Source organism: Nesterenkonia aurantiaca (assembly GCF_004364585.1).
GTDB classification, from domain to species: Bacteria; Actinomycetota; Actinomycetes; order Actinomycetales; family Micrococcaceae; genus Nesterenkonia; species Nesterenkonia aurantiaca.
Genome location: NZ_SOAN01000001.1, coordinates 432,042 through 449,713, shown reverse-complemented (window position 1 = coordinate 449,713; position 17,672 = coordinate 432,042). Strand labels below are relative to the sequence as shown.

The window sequence follows — 17,672 nt, the reverse complement described above, 5'->3', positions numbered from 1 at the left end:
CATCCGACGATTCGCGCAAACGGCAATGGTTTAACCCGGCTGAAATATTCGGGCCTCTTGAGGGAAACAGTGCGGTCCTAAAATTGTGGAACAACGGTCCTGGCGCCGGAAGGAGATGCTCTTCAAGATGACCTTCGACGGCGAGGGAGTCCTGCGCTCCCTCATTGACGCAGCACCCACTCCGCTCTGGCTGATCGAGCCCGACGGGTCGGTCGCGCTGGTGAATGAGGCCGCGGCCACCGTGCTCGGCTATAGCCAGGGCAGCGAGCTCGTGGGTCGCTGCAGCCACGAGGCGCTGCACCCGCGCCATGCCGACGGGTCTCCCTACCCGCGGGAGGCCTGCCCGATCGTGACCGCCCCTGGAACGGTGAGCCACAGCCACGCCGAGGAGTTCATCGACCGTCGCGGCCGCTCGCTGCGGGTGCGCTGGAGGCTCAGGGCGCTCGGGGATTCCGACCATAGGCTGCTCACCTTCACCCCGCGCCAGTCCTCGGGTTCCGCCGGGGCGCCAGGGTCGCCGGGGGCTCGGCTGGACGCCGAGTCCAGCCGCAGCTTCGCCGAGATCAGGACCTACATCGATTCTCACTGCCAGGATCCGACGCTGTCCCCAGACCGCCTGGCCGGGCGGGCCGGTGTCTCGCTGCGCACTCTGCAGACCATGTTCGCGCAGGCGAACACCTCACCGGCTCAGGAGATCCGCCGGGCCCGGCTCGAGCGGGGCCACCTGCTTCTGACCCAGGGGACCGGAGTGGCCGAGTCGGCCTTCTCCAGCGGGTTCAACGACGTCGGGACCTTCAGCCGCGCCTACCGCCGCACCTACGGCAGGGCGCCCGCGCAGACCAAGACCATGCCCGGGACTCTGGCGCTCGACTGAGGCCTGGCCTGGAGGCACGCGTCCCTTCAAGGGCTGGACACCCTCACTCGACCGGGTGAGACATCGCGTTTGGTGTCGGCCCGGGCAGTAGAGTTGTCCGGTAAGAAGCCCTCGTTCCCTCAGCACCTTGCATTTGAGGAAGCGGCGGCTCTGATTCAGGCTCAGACCCAGGCTGTTCGCGCAATGGCGCGCGGCGGATCACGCGGTCCGGCGGTAGCGATAGCGAGAATGACGTGATGACGAAGACCGCGACGACGAAGACCCCGGGGCGCAGTCGTCCCCAACCCGGTTGGATCAGGATCCTGATCCCCGCCATTCTGGTGCTGGTGTGGCTCGGGGTGACCGCCGTGGGCGGTCAGACCTTCGACAAGGTCGGCGAGATCACCACCAACGACCAGACCACCTTCCTGCCCGCCGACGCAGAGTCCACACGGGCGCTGGAGCTCGGCGAGGGCTTCTCCGACGACGACTCCATCCCCGCCACCTTGATCGGAGAGCCCGCCAGCGGCGAGGTCGATGAACAGGCTCTCGGTGAGCTGGAGGCCCTCGTGGGGCAGATCAACGAGCTCGACGGCGTCGACCGCTCCCTGCCGCCGCAGATCTCCGAAGACGGCGAGGCCTTCCAGGTGCTGGTGCTGATGGAAGAGGCTGCGGTGGAGGACGGCGCGGTCGCAGAGCTGCGCGGTCTGGTGGATGCCGAGCTCTCCGCGCAGGAGTGGACCACTCACGTCACGGGTCCGGCGGCGCTCTCCGATGACTTCGCCAACGCCTTCGCCGGCATCGACGGACTGCTCCTGCTGGTCGCGGTGATCACCGTCTTCGTCATCCTCGTGGTGGTCTACCGCTCGGTGCTGCTGCCCTTCCTGGTGCTGCTCTCCTCCATCGCCGCGCTCTCCAGCGCCATCACCGTGATCTTCCAGCTGGCCAAGATGGAATGGATCACGCTCAACGGCCAGGCTCAGGGGATCCTCTCGATCCTGGTCATCGGCGCCGCCACCGACTACTCGCTGCTCTTGGTGGCCCGCTACCGCGAGGAGCTGCTCGCCCGGGAGAACCGCTTCGACGCGCTCTGGATCGCCTGGCGCCGCTCCACCCCGGCGATCCTGGCCTCCGGCGGCACCGTGGCCGCCGCGCTGCTCTGCCTGCTCTTCTCCGACCTGAACTCCAACCGGGCGCTGGGCCCGGTGGCCAGCACCGGCATCGTCTTCGCGATGCTCGCCACGCTGACCTTCCTGCCCGCGATGCTCGCGCTCTTCGGCCGCCCGGTCTTCTGGCCCAAGGTCCCGCACGCGCCCCGGCCCGCGGTGGAACAGGCTCAGGCCCTGAACCCGGACCTTCAGACCCGTCGCACCAAACACGCCTCGCGGCGCCGGACCCTGTGGGCCGTGGTCGCCGAAAAGGTCCGCGCCCGCCCCCGAGTCATCTGGCTGGTGGTGACCGGCCTGCTCCTGGTCGCGTCGGTCGGCGTGCTCGACCTGAAGGCCGAAGGCGTCCCGCAGTCCGAACAGGTGCTGGGCCAGACCGACGCCAAGGACGGCCAGGCGATGCTGCAGGAGCATTTCGACGCCGGCACCGGGGCTCCCGCCAACGTCTTCGTCCCTGCCGAGGAGCTCGCTGAGGCGCTCGAGATCGTCGAGGCCAGCGACGGTGTCGGCGAGGTCTACGCGGTGGCCGAGACCGGCGCGCCGGCCCAGGGTCCGCAGGACGCCAACGAGGTGGACGGCTACAACCAGCTCTCGGTCACGCTGACCGACTCCGGAGACTCCCTCGAGGCCGAACGCACCATCAGCGAGCTGCGCGGGGAGCTGGGTGCGCTCGAAGGCGAGGCGCTGGTCGGCGGCACCACCGCCACCCAGCTGGACACCAATGAGACCGCTCAGCGGGACCTGATCACGATCATCCCGATCGTGCTGCTGGTCATCCTGGCGTTCCTGATCGTGCTGCTGCGCTCGGTCACCGCCCCGGTGGTCCTGCTGCTCACCACGGTGCTCTCCTACACCGCGGCACTTGGCATCTCTGCCCTGGTGTTCAACTACATCCTCGGATTCCCCGGCGCCGATCCGACGGTGCCGCTGTTCGGCTTCGTCTTCCTCACCGCCCTGGGTGTGGACTACAACATCTTCCTGGCCACCCGGGCCCGGGAGGAGACCGTCCGGCGCGGACCGAAGGAGGGGCTGCTGTACTCGCTGGTGATCACCGGCGGCGTCATCACCAGCGCCGGCATCGTGCTGGCCGCGACCTTCGCCGCCCTGGGCGTGCTGTCGCTGATGTTCATGGTGCAGCTGGCGTTCCTGGTGGCTCTGGGCGTGCTGATCGACACCTTCATCGTGCGCACCCTGCAGGTGCCGGCGATCGGCGTCGACCTCGGTCACCGCTTCTGGTGGCCCTCGAAGATCGGCAGGGGTGACCGCTGGGCCAAGCAGGAGGTGACCACGCCCGGTGCTGAGGATTCCGGTCCAGATGAATCCGCAGATATCTCGGAAGATTCCTCGGCTCCGGCCGCTCAACCCCGATAGGATGACGGCAGCGCACCAATGATGTTGCCGTCTTTGACTTATCGCAATAAGGAGCTCACACGTGGCTATCGCAACCCCGGACAAGTACAACCAGATGATCGATTCCGCGAAGGCTGGCGGCTACGCCTACCCCGCGGTGAACGTCACCAGCTCGCAGACCCTGAACGCCGCCATCCGTGGCTTCGCCGAGGCCGAGTCTGACGGCATCATCCAGGTATCCACCGGCGGTGCCGCGTACTGGTCCGGCGCCAGCGTCAAGAACATGGTGACCGGCTCGCTGGGCTTCGCCGCCTTCGCCAAGCAGGTCGCCAAGAGCTACGGCGTGAACATCGCGCTGCACACCGACCACTGCCCCAAGGACAAGCTCGACGGCTTCGTGCTGCCGCTGCTGGAGGCCTCCGAGGCTGAGGTCAAGGCCGGGCGCGACCCGATCTTCAACTCCCACATGTGGGACGGCTCCGCGGAGACCCTCGAGGAGAACCTGCGCATCGCCGCCGAGCTGCTGCCCCGCAGCGCGGCCGCCAAGCAGATCCTCGAGGTGGAGATCGGCACCGTCGGTGGTGAAGAGGACGGTGTGGAGAACGAGATCAACGAGAAGCTCTACACCACCATCGAAGACGCCACCGCGACCATCGAGGCTCTCGGCCTGGGTGAGCACGGCCGCTACATGACCGCGCTGACCTTCGGCAACGTCCACGGCGTCTACAAGCCCGGCGGCGTGAAGCTGCGCCCGGAGATCCTCAAGGACATCCAGCAGCAGGCTGCCGCGAAGTACGGCAAGGAAGCGCCCTTCGACCTGGTCTTCCACGGCGGCTCCGGCTCCTCCGAGCAGGAGATCTCCGACGCCGTGTCCTACGGCGTGATCAAGATGAACATCGACACCGACACGCAGTACGCCTTCACCCGCCCGGTGGCCGGCCATATGCTCGCCAACTACGACGGCGTGCTCAAGATCGACGGCGAGGTCGGCAACAAGAAGACCTACGACCCGCGCGTCTGGGGCGCCAAGGCCGAAGAGTCCATGGCCGCCCGCATCGTCGAGGCCTCCCAGCGCCTCGGCTCGGCAGGCAAGTCCATCAAGTAACCCGCAACGCCCGGCGTCGCGCGCCGAGCAACGACGACGGCGGCCGCCCCTCCTGAATGGAGGACGGCCGCCGTCGTCGTGTCTGCCCTCGGGGGAGAAATCGTAGACCTGCGGCGGATGGTTCGCTGGGATTATCCGCCTCAGCGACGAAACCCACCCTCGGTGTTGATGGTCTGCCCGGTGATCCAGGAAGCCTCGTCGGTGCTCAGCCAGGCGATCAGCCGCGCCGGGTCATCAGGCTCGCCGAAGCGGCCCAGCGGGAACATCGAGGCGACATCCTTCCAGAGTTCAGGCCCCAGGTATCCGGTGTCCACCGGGCCCGGGTTCACCGTGTTGACCCGGATGCCCCGGCCGATCAGCTGCTCCGAGAGTGTGGCCGTGATTCCGGCCAGCGCCGCCTTCGCCGCGGCGTAGGCCACCTCGCCGGGCATGGGTCCCAGCCCTTGCCCGGAGGTCAGGAAGATGATGGATCCGGCACCTGCATCGGGATGCTGCCGCAGATAGGCCTGAGCCAGCAGGATCGAGGCTCGAGCGTTCACCGCCCAGTGCCGATCGAGCTGCGTGGCGGTGAGCTCGCCGAGCGCCCCATCCTGGCCGCTGAGCGCCTGATTGCAGACCAGCGCGTCGACCGAGCCCATCGCGGAGACTGCCGCCTGCATCACCTGGTCCGGACCTGTCGGATCGGCCAGGTCAGCATGGACATCCGCGACCTGGGCATCGCCGACGAGGTGGCTGCGGACGCCGTCGAGCACCAGCGAGATGTCGTCGGCGCCCCAGGACTGTTCGCGGTCATGTGGTGCGTAGTGGTGACAGAAGACGCTGGCCCCGTAGGCGGCCATCCGGCAGGCCGTGGCGTAGCCGATTCCGGCCCACCGGCTCACCCCGGTGATCAGCACGTTCCGTCCCCGCAGAGGGAGTGGATCACGGGAGAGGTCGGTGGCGGGTGCGGGCTGCATGGAGTCATTGCACCACATCAGACTTCCCAGCCGGAGCTGTAGCTGCGCTGCGCGAGCGGCGTCACGTGGACGTTGATGGTCTTCTCGAGTCGGCTCCGACGCTCGGGGGTCTGGGCTCTAGGAGGAGGGAGTCACGCGGAGCGCCTCCGCCTTCCCGTCACCCCCTGGCCCACCCCACCTGGCAGACTGTCGCATCCCTGTGGCTCCGTCGCATCGCTATTTCCATGGGATCCGGCACCGGGATGGGACAAATTCGCGCGAGGCCCTGGAGCTGCTCCGCCCCAGCGTGATCGGACCAGACCAACCGTGTCCAGAGGATCTGCATACCGGAGAACGCCATGTATCCGGCGCCGAAGATCGCCAGGCTGGCGTACGCCGCCGACGCACTCGGTCGACATGCTCGGCCGACGCACTCGGCTGGCACGCCTCGTTGATCTGACAGGAGCGTGGGAATGGCCGCACCCTCGGTAGGGTTGAGCCTTGGGAAATCGTCTTCACCGGCCACCGCATCAGGCGGCCGGGCGTCCACAACAGTCGGAGAACCTCATGAACATGTCGACCATCGCACTGCGCACCGTCCCCGGAGCCTTCATCCTCAACTCCGGGATCGGCAAGCTCGGCCTGGATGCCGACTCCGCCGCCGGCATGCAGGGCATGGCCGCCACCGGCGTGCCCGCGGTCAAGCAGCTCTCTCCCGAGCAGTTCGGCAAGGCCCTGGCCTGGGGAGAGATCGCCCTCGGCGGCGCACTGCTCGCACCCTTCGTCAGCAACCGGGTGGCCGGCCTCGCGCTGGGCACCTTCACCGCCGGCATGCTCAGCATGTACTTCCGCAACGACGGCATGACGGAGTCCGACGGCGTCCGCCCCACCCAGGACGGCACCCCGCTGGCCAAGGACACCTGGCTCGCCGCCATCGCCATCTCGCTGATCAGCTCCGGCAAGAAGGCCGACCGCAAGAAGAAGTAACCGCCCAGCCCGGACTTGGCTGACCGGCGACGGATTGCGGGGCACGGCTCGCGTGGAACTGAACCTGCACGCTGACCCCCGCAGAAAGCGACGTGCATGACCCGCGAAAAGCTGCTCCTGCTCGATTTCGACGGCACGCTCTGCCTGGGCGACGCCCCGGTGCTCTTCTATGCCGACCGCGTCGACGCCCTGCTGGCCGAACGTGGCCTGAGCAGACACCTCGTGGGGAGCAGCGTCCACGAGATCGTCAGCCGGGCGTTCTCGGCGAACTCGCTGCTGGTGCCGCAGATCCAGTATGACGACGCCGGCACGCCGCTCACCGTGGGCAGCGAGGCCACCCATGAGGACGCCAAGGCGCATCCCGTCTCCTGGCCGCTGCAGGACGGCTATCAGCTGGTCCAGCTGCTCGCACGCCAGGCGGGACTCACCGACGCCGACTCCGGGCAGTCTTTCCGGGCGGCACGGAGGGACCTGTTGGCCCATGGGCTGGAGAACACCGACGTGCACGCGCCGTCCGGGGCATCGGAGCTGCTCGCTGAGACCCGACGGCGCGCCGTCGTCGTGCTGGTGACCAACTCGCCGGCTGAGGCTTTCGCGCCCTGGCTGCACGCACTCGGGCTCAGCGAGGCCTTCGACCTGGTCATCAATGATGCCCGCAAGCCCCTCGGCATGCCCGCGGCGCTCGAGAGCGCCCGGGGCGCCGGCGGGGATGCGCAAGCCCGGACAGCCGCAGACCAGGTGCTCTCCGCCGGGGACATCTGGGCCAATGACCTCGAGCACGTGCATGCCCTCGGCGGCACCACTGTGCTGATCGACCGATTCGGCACCGGCCTCGGCACTCCCGATCATCGGGTAGAGGACTTCGACGCCCTCGCCCAGACCATCGACGCCTGGTCACACAGCGCCGCGACGGTCTGACAAGAGGTCCTGCTCAGGGCCGCAGGCCCGCTTCATCATGTAATCTGCGTCACAGGAAAAACGCCACTGTGTTAACAGTGCGTGACAGGTTGACCAACTGGCCTGTTCCAGGTTGGAGGGCGCAGAATGCGCGCCCTAGAGTGAATCGTGGAATCGCACGATGTCAGCGGCGTGACTCAGCTGACCCGGTGCGTGACTCTCCAGAATTCTCCACCCCTCGGTGCGGTGAGGCGCAGCACCGAGGTCGCCCTGGCACCTTGATGAAGAGGAAATTTCATATGCGTAAGAAGACCCTGTCCACGTTCGCGCTGGCGAGTGTGCTGACCCTGACCATGGCCGGCTGTGTGGCCGATGAGGGCGAGACCGGCGGCGAGGAGGATGCTGAGGCGGGCGACTCCGAGGCGGCGGCGATCACCAGCGTCGATGAGATCGTCATCGCGCTCGTCCCCTCCAACGACGTCGACAACATAGTGGAGAGCGCGGAGCCGCTGGCGGATGCGCTCAGTGACGCACTCGAGGGCTTCCCGGTCCGCGCAGAGGAGACCCAGGACTACCTGGGCGCCATCACCGCGATGCAGACCGGCGATGCGCAGGTCGTCATGTCGGGCCCGGTGGGCATGATCCAGGCCGAGGAACAGGCCGATGCCGTGCCGATCACCCAGTCGATCCGCTACGGCTCCGACGTCTACGTCACCCAGTGGTTCACCAATGACCCTGACACCTACTGCATGGACGAGCCCGTCGACGTCCCTGACGACGAGGGCAACACCATGCTCTTCTGCAACGGCACCGATGAGGCCGAGCCCGGCGCCGTAGGCGAAGAGGCCCTGGAGATGATCGAAGAGGGCACCACGGTCTCCTACGTGGACCAGGGCTCCGCCTCGGGCTACTACTACCCGGCCACCCAGCTCAACGATCTGCTCGGCTTCGCCCCAGGCGAGGGTGACATCGACGAGCAGTTCGCCGGCAGCCACGACAACTCGGTGATCAACGTCTACAACGACAGCGCCACGATCGGCACCTCCTTCGATGACGCTCGCCAGAACGTCGTCGCCGAGAACCCCGATGTGGGCGAAGAGGTCGTCGTCTTCGCCTGGGCCGGACCGATCCCGAATGACGGCATCGTGGTCTCCTCCGAATTCACCGAGGACGAGCAGGCCGTGCTGACCGAGGCCTGGCTCGCGGTCGCCGAGGACGAGGACGGTCTGGCCGCACTCGACGAGGTCTACGAGATCGAGGGGATGGTCGAAGCCGACGAGGAGGCGCTCGACGGCGCTCGCCAGGTCTACAACGACTTCGGCGATGAGTGACCGCTAGCAACCCCTTCTGAGAGGAAACAGTCCTGCTTCGGCCGGCAGCCCGGGTGTGCGGCTCTTACGCTTGAGGCGTGAGCTGCGCACCCGGACCCGGCGAGGACACCAGATCATGATCACCTTCGAGAACATCGACGTCGTCTACCCCAATGGCTTCAAGGGGCTGAGCAACGTCAACCTGCAGATCGACAAGGGCGAGTTCGTGGCCATCGTCGGGCTCTCCGGCGCGGGCAAGTCCACGCTGATCCGCACGGTCAATGGGCTGGTCCCGTTCACCTCGGGCACCCTGAAAGTCGGCGACGAGGTCGTGGACCCGCGCAGCAAGGCCAAGCTGCGCCGGCTGCGCTCCCGGGTAGGCATGATCTTCCAGTCCTTCAACCTGGTCACCCGGGTCTCGGTGCTCAACAACGTGCTGGTGGGACGTTCCGCAGAGACGCCCACCTGGCGTTCGCTGCTCGGCTGGTACCGCGCCGAGGACAAGGAGCTCGCCTTCAAGTCCCTGGAGCGCGTGGGGATCGTGGACAAGGCCTATATGCGCGCCTCCTCGCTCTCCGGCGGCCAGCAGCAGCGCGTGGCCATCGCCCGCGTGCTCGCCCAGGATCCCGAGGTGATCCTCGCCGATGAACCGGTCGCCTCGCTGGATCCGCCCACCGCACACAAGGTGATGCGCGACCTGCGCCGAATCCAGCAGGAGCTGGGCATCACCACCATCGTGAACATGCACCACCTGGACCTGGCACGCAGCTACGCCGACCGGATCATCGGGATGCGCGCCGGCGAGGTGGTCTTCGACGGCCCCGTGGAAGAAGCCACCGATGCGGTCATCGAAGAGGTCTACCAGCGCTCGCTGACCGCTGAGGACATCGTCGCTGGAGACGCCGCCGCCGAGAGCTCTGCCGCTGGAGACGCCGCCGCCAGGGACTCTGCCACCGAGGGCGCCGTCACCGAACGCTCCGTCCCCGCCGCGAAGGCCCAGGACTGACGCGTGACCACCACCGCCGATGAAGCCACTCGTGGCTCCGCCACCCGCGCGGTGACAGCCCGCCCCGAAGCACCAAAGCCCAGCGGGCTGGTCTATCTCGGCCTGGCCGGGCTCGCCGTCCTCGCGTTCATCATCTTCTGGGTCACCCGGGACTCCGGCGAGATCCTGCTGATCCCGCTGGGCTTCGTGACCCTCTGGGCCCCGCTGTACCCGGTGATCGGGCTGGCGGTGATGCTGCTGACGCTGCTGGTCTGCTACCGAGCCCGGGTCGGCACCATGGGCGGCTTCGGCGCGCTGGCCTTCATCACGATGAGCTATTGGGCCGGCTCCACGGTGAACTTCACGCTCTTGGAGATCCCCAGCCGCTGGTCCAACGTGGAGCCCCGGCTCCGTGCGTTCCTGGATCCGAACTGGAGCTACATCTGGACGGTCCGGGACCAGTGGCTGATCACCATCTCGATGGCAGTGGTCGCCACCCTCATCGGCTGCGCCATCGGCCTGGTGCTGGCCATGCTCGCCTCCCCGGTCTCCAGCCCAAACAAGGGCGTCTCGCAGGCGATCAAGGCCGTCAACTCGGTGATCCGCTCCATCCCCGACGTCGGCTGGGCGCTGCTCTTCGTCGCATTCATCGGCGGCACCGCCCACGGGCTGGGCCCGATGGCCGGCGTCCTGGCGCTGCTGATGTTCAACATCGGCATCGTGGCCAAGTTGCTCAGCGAGACCATCGACTCGGTGAACCCCGGCCCGGTGGAGGCCGCCGACGCCGCGGGGGCCAACCTGACCCAGCGCAACCGGCTCGCCATCCTGCCCCAGGTGCTGCCCGGATTCGTGTCCTACGGGCTCTACGTCTTCGAGCTGAACATCCGCGCCTCGGCCGCTCTGGGCATCGTCGGGGTGGGCGGCATCGGCTCGGCCATCATGCTGCAGCTGAACCGCTTCGCCTTCGAGAACGTCGCCGCCATCCTGATCGCTCTGATCGTCGTGGTGCTGCTGGTCGACATGTTCTCCATGTACATCCGGAGGAAGCTGCTGTGAGCACCAGAAAGATCAACGCCGGGCCGGGAAGCGCCTCCCGTCCCGAGTCCCGCCCCGAGTCCAGCCCTGAACCGCGCTTCGCTCCGGATGCGCTGGACCGGCGCCCCGTCCGGCCCTCCAGGCTCGGCTACAACGCCGGAATGCTCGTGGTGGGCATCCTCTTCATCGCCGCGATCTACGGGACCGGCATGGACGTCCGCGCGCTGCTGGACCTGCCGGCCAGCATCATCCAATACGGCAGGCTCATGGCCTCCGGCGTCTTCCAGATCCCGGATGAGACCGTGGCCGGCTACTGGAGCCAGTCCTTCGACGCGATGTTCGAGTCCGTGGCGATCGCCTGGGTCGGCACCATGGTTGGCGCGCTGTTCTCCCTGCCGCTGGGCTTCATGGCGGCGCGCAACATGTCCCCGCTGCCGATCTACGTGGTGGTCCGCTTCGTCCTCTCGGTGATCCGGGCGGTGCCCGAGATCATCTTCGCCATCGCCATCATGCTCCCGCTCTTCGGCTTCGGCTCCGGCGGCGGCGGAGCCCTCGCCGGCGCCATGGCGCTGGGCGTCAGCTCCATCGGCACCCTCTCGAAGCTGATCTCCGAAGCCATCGAAGCGGTGGACGGCGGCCCGCTGGAGTCCTCCCGGGCCTCGGGCAGCAACCACCTGCAGCTGATCCGTTGGGCCGTGCTGCCTCAGGTCATGCCGGAGGTCATCGCGATCTGGCTCTACCGCTTCGAGGTCAACATCCGCGCCTCGGCGATCCTCGGCGTGCTGGGCGCCGGCGGCATCGGCTCGCTGCTCTCCACAGTGTTCGGCGCCCGTGACTGGGACCGGATCGGCATCGTTCTGGTCGTCATCATCCTGGTCACCATGGTGGTGGATCAGATCTCCGCGTTCATCCGGCACCGCGTGATCCATGGCGCGAGGATCCGCAACGGTGGGGGAGCGCCACAGGAGGACGACGACGACGGCGGCGCCCCCACTCCCGGCCCGGTCAGCGGCGCCTCGGTCGAGGACGACCCGGCCCCGAAGTCGACCCGGGCCGCCGCCGGACTCTGACCGGGATCCGCCCTCCGCTCGGGCGCTGCAGCCCCTGCCGGAACCGCCCTGGATGCGAATTCGGCGAGGGATTCTTGGCAGTAGGATGTGCCCATGAGCATCGTTGGTCAAAATTTGATGGAGCCGGAGCCCACGCTGCTTCCGGCAGAGCCCGAAGTCTCGGAATCGCTGGCCACCGGCGAGGAGCCGGTCGACCTCGCGGCCAAGCACCCGGAGTCCTCCCTGGTCTGGGCGCTGCTCGCCGAGGACGCACTGGATCAGGGCTACACCGTGGAGGGCTACGCCTATGCCCGGGTCGGCTATCACCGCGGCCTCGATACTCTGCGCCGCTCCGGCTGGCGCGGCGCCGGACCCGTGCCGTGGAGCCACGAGCCCAACCGCGGCTTCCTGCGCGCCCTGGGTGCACTGGGCCAGGCAGCCGCCGCGATCGGCGAGACCGCCGAGGTGGAACGCATCACCACGCTGCTGCGCGACTGCGACCCCTCCGCACCCGAGGCCATCAGCCGGCTTCGCTGACCCCTGCGGTGCCCAGCTGAAGGGTTGTTCTGAGAATGGCGAAGCTCTACTTCCGCTATGGCGCGATGAATTCAGGCAAGTCCACCGGGCTGCTGCAGGCCGCGTTCAACTACGAGGAACGCGGCCAGCGGGTGCTGCTGGCAAAGCCCCAGGTCGATACCAAGGGTGAGGATGAGATCGTCTCCCGCCTCGGGGTGACCCGCAATGTCGACTTCCTGATCCCGCCACAGTCTCCGCTGCGCGAACTGGTGGCCCAGCACGCGGCCGGGACCACGCCGGGGACGCTGCTCGATGACATGGAAGCCGAGTCCGGTGCCTTGAACCGGCAGATCAAGCCGGTGGCCTGCCTGCTGGTGGATGAGGCCCAGTTCCTCACCCCGGCGCAGGTGGAGGACCTGCTCCGCATCGCCGTGCTCGATGACGTCCCGGTCCTCGCCTACGGCATCCGCACGGACTTCCGGACGATGGCCTTCCCCGGCTCCGCCCGTCTGATGGATCTCGCCCACGCGCTCGAGGAGCTCAAGACCATCTGTCGCTGCGGGCGCAAGGCTGTGTTCAACACGCGCCGGGCAGGGGAGGCGATCATCTTCGATGGTGATCAGGTGGCGATCGATGGAACCGACATCTGGTACGAATCCCTCTGTGCCGCCTGCTATCTGGAGGCCTCCGGCGGCCGGCTGGGCTGAGGCGTGTCAGGACCAAACCTGGTGTCGAACGACGTTGGTAGGATCTACAGGGACGCCTTTGCGGTTGCGGGTGCTCCCAGACCAGCTCAGCTCGGGAAAGGACTGCCATGCCAGCCATTGTGATCGTCGGAGCCCAGTGGGGCGACGAAGGTAAGGGCAAAGCCACGGACCTGCTCGGTTCACGAGTCGACTACGTGGTGAAGCCAAATGGCGGCAACAACGCAGGCCACACCGTCGTCGTCGGCGGCGAGAAGTTCGAGCTCAAGCTCCTTCCCGCCGGGATCCTCTCCCCGAACGCCGTGCCGGTGATCGGCAACGGCGTCGTGGTGAACCTTGAGGCGCTCTTCCACGAGATCGACGGCCTCGAAGCGCGCGGCGCGGACACCTCCAAGCTCAAGATCTCGGCGAACGCTCACCTGGTCGCGCCCTATCACCAGACCATGGACAAGGTCACCGAGCGATTCCTGGGCAAGCGCGCCATCGGCACCACCGGCCGCGGCATCGGCCCCACCTACATGGACAAGGTGGCCCGCCTGGGCATCCGAGTCCAAGACATCTTCGATGAATCGATTCTGCGGCAGAAGATCGAGGGGGCGCTGCGGCAGAAGAACGAGCTCCTGGTCAAGCTCTACAACCGCCGGGCCATCGCCGTCGACGAGATCGCCGAGTACTTCCTTGACTTCGCCGAGAGGCTGCGGCCCATGGTCGTGGACACCACCATCCTGCTCAACGACGCGCTGGACCGGGGCGAAGTGGTCCTGATGGAGGGCGGCCAGGCGACCTACCTCGACGTCGACCACGGCACCTACCCGTTCGTGACGTCCTCCAACCCGACGGCGGGCGGCGCCTCCGTCGGCTCGGGCATCGGCCCGACCCGGATCAAGCGCTCGATCGGCATCGTCAAGGCCTACACCACACGGGTGGGCGCTGGACCGTTCCCGACCGAGCTCTTCGACGAGTGGGGCGAGTACCTGCAGAAGACCGGCGGGGAGTTCGGCGTCAACACCGGACGTCCGCGGCGCTGCGGCTGGTACGACGCCGTGATGGCGCGCTACGCCGCCCGCATCAACGGCTTCACCGACTTCTTCCTGACCAAGCTCGACGTGCTCACCGGCATCGAAGAGATACCGGTCTGTGTGGCCTATGAGGTCGACGGTGTCCGTCATGACGAGATGCCGATGACCCAGACCGAGTTCCACCACGCCAAGCCGGTCTTCGAGAACTACCCGGGCTGGACCGAAGACATCTCCGGTGCCCGCACGCTGGAGGACCTGCCGGTCAACGCACGGAACTACGTGCTCGCGCTGGAGAAGCTCAGCGGCTGCCGGATCTCTGGCGTAGGTGTCGGCCCCGGCCGCGACCAGGTGATCGCGATCCACGACCTGATCGAAGACTGATCCGCCGGAATCCTAGGGTTCTCCTCTCTGTGTCACCACTAAAATTTTGGTCATCCAGTCTAACGGTAAAAGAAATTTTAGTACTCCCAGTATTTTCCTAGAGTGTCGGATAATTTGGCTTCACTTATTATTTTATCTATTTTTCAAAAGTTGTAGATAAATGAAAATTAGACCTGTAATGTGACTCAAGTTGCTTTCGACAGCTTGAGGAGATTCTGTGAGTGCAGGCAGTCCTCGCGTGGATCGGGCTGAGGAGATCGCCCTGATTCGGAGGGCGGCGAGTCAGGCGGCCCGGCGCCGAGCTCAGGTCGTCTATCTCGAGGGGTTCGCCGGGGTGGGCAAGGGGGCCCTGCTTTGCGATGCCTTGACGGGCCACGAGGACTGGCGAGAGATCGTCATAGTCCTGGAGCGGGAGCAGAGCGATGTCTCCGGAGAGCTCCTGCGGCGTCTGGTACTACCTCCGGAAATCGAGCTGAATGGTCAGAGCGTCGACGGATGTGTCGCCGAGGGACTGCAGCGCGCGCAGAGCTTGCGCCGGCCCACCGTGATCACGCTGATCAACACGCAATGGATCGACGCCGAGTCAGCCGAGGCGCTGCTGCGCATCTGCACGTTGCTGCGCGACGCTGCGATTCTGGTGCTGATGTCTGGCCGCCCGTCCGCTCGGCCAGAGGTCAATCGGCTCAGCGCCTTCGCGCGGAACGCCCCGAACGGCAACTACATCAGGGTAGAGCCCTTCAACTTCGCGCAGACCCGGGAGCTTCTCCAGCAGTACCTGAATACGCCGCTCAACACCGGGGCCATCGAGACGGTGCAGCAGGAGACCTCCGGTTACCCGGTGCTCGTCCACGAGATCGGACAGCATCTTGCCGCAACCCCCATCGGGAGCCGGAGACTCGCGGTCTCACTGGCCGCGGCCAAGGCAGGACGTGCAGCCCAGTGGATGCGCAGAGGCTTCGAAGACGCACTCGTACCGCTCTCCGACGAGACCCTCAGGGTCCTGCGGATACTCGCCGTGTCACAGGTGCCGCTCAGCAGGCACCAGATCGCCAAGGTGTTGGACTCACCGGCAGATCTCTCAGGCGTGTTGGAGTCGGGACTTGCTGCCTGGGATGAGCGTCTCTTCGGCCACAAGATTCGCAGCGAGCTCATCGGCGAGGCGATCCTGGAACTGATGTCCCCGAATGAGCTGGGCGAACTCCACCGTGAACTGGCCGGCTTGGGTGACGAGGTTCAGAGTCTCCACCACCGGACAGAGATCGCGCGACTGCTCCCGGGCGCTGAACCGATCGGCGTGCTGGTCCTGGATCTGCGTCGGGCAGCCACCGAGGCTCTGCTGCGCGGAGACCTCGAGTCGGCGTTCCAGCAGTTTCTCAGCGTCGCCAGGATGTCTCCTGACGCACAGGCTCTCCAGGACCTGCTCCACCTGGGAGTTCCCTTGGGGCACCTCGACTGCATCACCGTCTTCGATTCTGCGATCCGACGACTCCTGCCCGGGCCGCTGCGTCAGGCTGGGCTAGCCCTGGTCGCGCTCGACCGCGATGATCTGCAGGAAGCGGTCGTGTCATAGGAGCTGCAGGCCCAAGTGGCAGTGGAGGACCCGGCGGCACTGATCTATGCCCATGCCGTGGGACTGGTGTCGGCACAGCTGGGAATCAGCGGACTCCCTGGGCGCGCGAAGGCGGTGAAACTGGCCGCCATCCGCCTGCTGACGCTCCAGGAAGAGCACGTCAGCCAGCTCCTCGAGGAAGATCGCTGCGGGAGCCTCCCGCGCGCAGCGTTGGAGTGGGAGCGCGCGCAGGCTGCCGGGCTGCGCGCGTTCATCTCGGTGTGGCGAGAGTTCGACGGCAGAGATCCGCGCAGGAGCCATAAGGTGCAGGAAGATGTCTCCCGCGAGATTCAGCGCCTCCAGAGCATCCCGCATTCCAGAATCTTCGAAGTGGGCCTGCGTGCCGCGAGGGGAGCGCGGCTCCGTCAGCTGGGTGATCCTGCCGGCGCCTATGCGGATCTGAGCTCCGTCACGACGGTGTCACCGGATGTGCCCTTTCTGACCTACGCCAAGGCGCAGCTGGCTCAGGTCCTGTTCATGGCGGGTCGGTGGGAGGAGTCCCAGGACGTCGCCGCCTCCGCCGCAGACCGCGCGCTGTTGGGTCGAGAGGACGCCACTGCGCTTGTGGCATACCTGACCTGGGCATTGGTCCCGGTCAGCAGAGGTCGATACGACGAGGTCGCGCCGATGGTCTCCGAGATCACCGCGGTGCGCAAGGACGCAGGAGTGTTGGTCGCGGCGAGCCTGGAGCGCCTTCATGCGTGGAAGGCGATGGTGGAGGCCGACCACGAGCAGGCCGTGAAGCACCTGCTCCGCCTGCGAGATGAGTCCGGAGGGTGGTGGAACGTCGGCACGGACTCCATCCTGCTGCTGATCCGGGCCGCGCACTACGCGGGTCTCGGTTCACTGATCCCTCCGCTTCAGCGCCTCATCTGGAGGGGAGACTGCCCGGTGAGCATCAAGTTCCAGGACACCGTCATCGACTATATGGAGGCGTTCCAGGCGTGGGAGTCGCATGACCCCACCGAAGCAATGAGGCGGTTCTTGCGTGTCTATGAGTGGCTTGATGCAGCGCCGCCGATCCATTCTGTTCAGCAGGTCTCCGAATGCGGCGGTCACCGTCTGTTTCAGGCCTTCAACTTCCTGGACATGGGCGCATTGATCTCGGCCTATCCACACGAGCTGAAGCGTCACCGCGCCACGGTCATCGACGGCCTGGAGCGCAGCGCCGCCCTGTTCACCAGCGTGGGTTCACCAGGTCTGTTGAAGCTTGCGGTGGAACAGCTCTCCGTCCTGAGGCCGCGTCTCACCTCGACCGCCGCGCGAAGAGGCCCGCTGCGCGTCCAGAAGTCAGCTCCAGTCCAGGCCTCCACTGCGCCGAGAACGGCGATTTCTATGAATACGGTTCGCACCGAGATCGTTGGTGAGGTCGCTGGACCCTTGGAAGGCCTGTCTGCGCGTGAACGCCAGGTCGCGGTGCTCATCGCCGATGGCTGGACCAACCGAGAGATGGCCGAAGATCTGGGGGTCTCGGTGCGAACCGTCGACTTTCATGTGCGCAATGCGCTGACCAAGTTCGACGTCACGTCGAGGCATGAAATCCGACACAGACTCCGCGAGGGCTCCTGCGGGAACTGAAATGCCGCTGGCCTCGAGCGAGCTCCGCTGATTCATCAATCGGGCCTGCGGGGGCCTGGTGATACCTACCAGGTCCACGCGAAAAACCTGCAGATCGTCCTTCGGCACTGGATCGAGGCAGAACAGCAGGCCGTCAGATCCCAGACGGACCTGTCAGCGTCACACTGACCTTGGCGTTTTCTAAGAAACCCTT

15 protein-coding genes are annotated in these 17,672 nt (G+C 66.6%); 14 read left to right on the top strand and 1 reads right to left on the bottom strand.

Annotated elements, in window-relative coordinates:
- The first annotated feature begins 115 nt into the window (after window positions 1-115).
- From EV640_RS01975 to fbaA, 3 genes are all read left to right on the top strand, one after another.
- Window positions 116-874, top strand: a complete 759-nt coding sequence (locus EV640_RS01975) for a helix-turn-helix domain-containing protein (RefSeq protein WP_133725626.1) — start codon at window positions 116-118, stop codon at window positions 872-874.
- Window positions 875-1,110: 236 nt separating this feature from the next.
- Window positions 1,111-3,390: an MMPL family transporter gene (locus tag EV640_RS01970; protein ID WP_133725625.1), complete on the top strand. Its 2,280-nt coding sequence runs from the start codon at window positions 1,111-1,113 to the stop codon at window positions 3,388-3,390.
- Between the two features lie 61 nt (window positions 3,391-3,451).
- Entirely contained in the window at window positions 3,452-4,474 is a 1,023-nt protein-coding gene (gene fbaA, locus EV640_RS01965) for a class II fructose-bisphosphate aldolase (protein ID WP_036474562.1), read from the top strand.
- Window positions 4,475-4,614: 140 nt separating this feature from the next.
- On the opposite strand, the gene EV640_RS01960 is transcribed toward fbaA, so the two are convergent.
- Window positions 4,615-5,430 carry an SDR family oxidoreductase gene (locus EV640_RS01960; RefSeq protein ID WP_133725624.1) on the bottom strand — a complete coding sequence of 272 codons (816 nt, stop codon included), beginning with the start codon at window positions 5,428-5,430 and terminating at the stop codon, window positions 4,615-4,617.
- 552 nt (window positions 5,431-5,982) lie between these two features.
- On the opposite strand from EV640_RS01960, the gene EV640_RS01955 reads away from it, so the two are divergent.
- The 11 genes from EV640_RS01955 (at window position 5,983) to EV640_RS01905 (ending at window position 17,479) form a co-directional block, all read left to right on the top strand.
- Entirely contained in the window at window positions 5,983-6,396 is a 414-nt protein-coding gene (locus tag EV640_RS01955; protein ID WP_424991606.1) for a hypothetical protein, read from the top strand.
- 96 nt (window positions 6,397-6,492) lie between these two features.
- On the top strand, window positions 6,493-7,314 hold the full coding sequence (locus tag EV640_RS01950) for an HAD family hydrolase (RefSeq protein WP_133725622.1): 822 nt from the start codon (window positions 6,493-6,495) through the stop codon (window positions 7,312-7,314).
- Window positions 7,315-7,592: 278 nt separating this feature from the next.
- On the top strand, window positions 7,593-8,624 hold the full coding sequence (gene phnD / locus EV640_RS01945) for a phosphate/phosphite/phosphonate ABC transporter substrate-binding protein (RefSeq protein ID WP_036474558.1): 1,032 nt from the start codon (window positions 7,593-7,595) through the stop codon (window positions 8,622-8,624).
- 115 nt (window positions 8,625-8,739) lie between these two features.
- Entirely contained in the window at window positions 8,740-9,609 is an 870-nt protein-coding gene (gene phnC / locus EV640_RS01940; RefSeq protein ID WP_133725621.1) for a phosphonate ABC transporter ATP-binding protein, read from the top strand.
- 3 nt (window positions 9,610-9,612) lie between these two features.
- The gene (gene phnE, locus EV640_RS01935; RefSeq protein ID WP_051500995.1) at window positions 9,613-10,644 is read left to right on the top strand and encodes a phosphonate ABC transporter, permease protein PhnE; all 1,032 of its coding nucleotides are present in this window, start codon (window positions 9,613-9,615) and stop codon (window positions 10,642-10,644) included.
- Window positions 10,641-11,693, top strand: a complete 1,053-nt coding sequence (gene phnE / locus EV640_RS01930; RefSeq protein ID WP_243832192.1) for a phosphonate ABC transporter, permease protein PhnE — start codon at window positions 10,641-10,643, stop codon at window positions 11,691-11,693. The genes phnE (EV640_RS01935) and phnE (EV640_RS01930) overlap by 4 nt, the downstream gene beginning before the upstream one ends.
- Window positions 11,694-11,786: 93 nt before the next feature.
- Window positions 11,787-12,209 (top strand): DUF3151 domain-containing protein, encoded by a 423-nt coding sequence (locus EV640_RS01925; protein ID WP_036474557.1) that lies wholly within the window; start codon window positions 11,787-11,789, stop codon window positions 12,207-12,209.
- Window positions 12,210-12,244: 35 nt separating this feature from the next.
- Complete coding sequence (locus EV640_RS01920; protein WP_133725620.1) at window positions 12,245-12,895, top strand: thymidine kinase; 651 nt, start codon at window positions 12,245-12,247, stop codon at window positions 12,893-12,895.
- Between the two features lie 107 nt (window positions 12,896-13,002).
- A complete protein-coding gene (locus tag EV640_RS01915; RefSeq protein WP_133725619.1) occupies window positions 13,003-14,292 on the top strand; it encodes an adenylosuccinate synthase in 1,290 nt (429 codons plus the stop codon).
- Window positions 14,293-14,509: 217 nt separating this feature from the next.
- Window positions 14,510-15,862: an ATP-binding protein gene (locus EV640_RS01910; RefSeq protein WP_133725618.1), complete on the top strand. Its 1,353-nt coding sequence runs from the start codon at window positions 14,510-14,512 to the stop codon at window positions 15,860-15,862.
- Window positions 15,863-15,877: 15 nt separating this feature from the next.
- Window positions 15,878-17,479 (top strand): helix-turn-helix domain-containing protein, encoded by a 1,602-nt coding sequence (locus tag EV640_RS01905; RefSeq protein ID WP_133725617.1) that lies wholly within the window; start codon window positions 15,878-15,880, stop codon window positions 17,477-17,479.
- Window positions 17,480-17,672 lie beyond the last annotated feature (193 nt).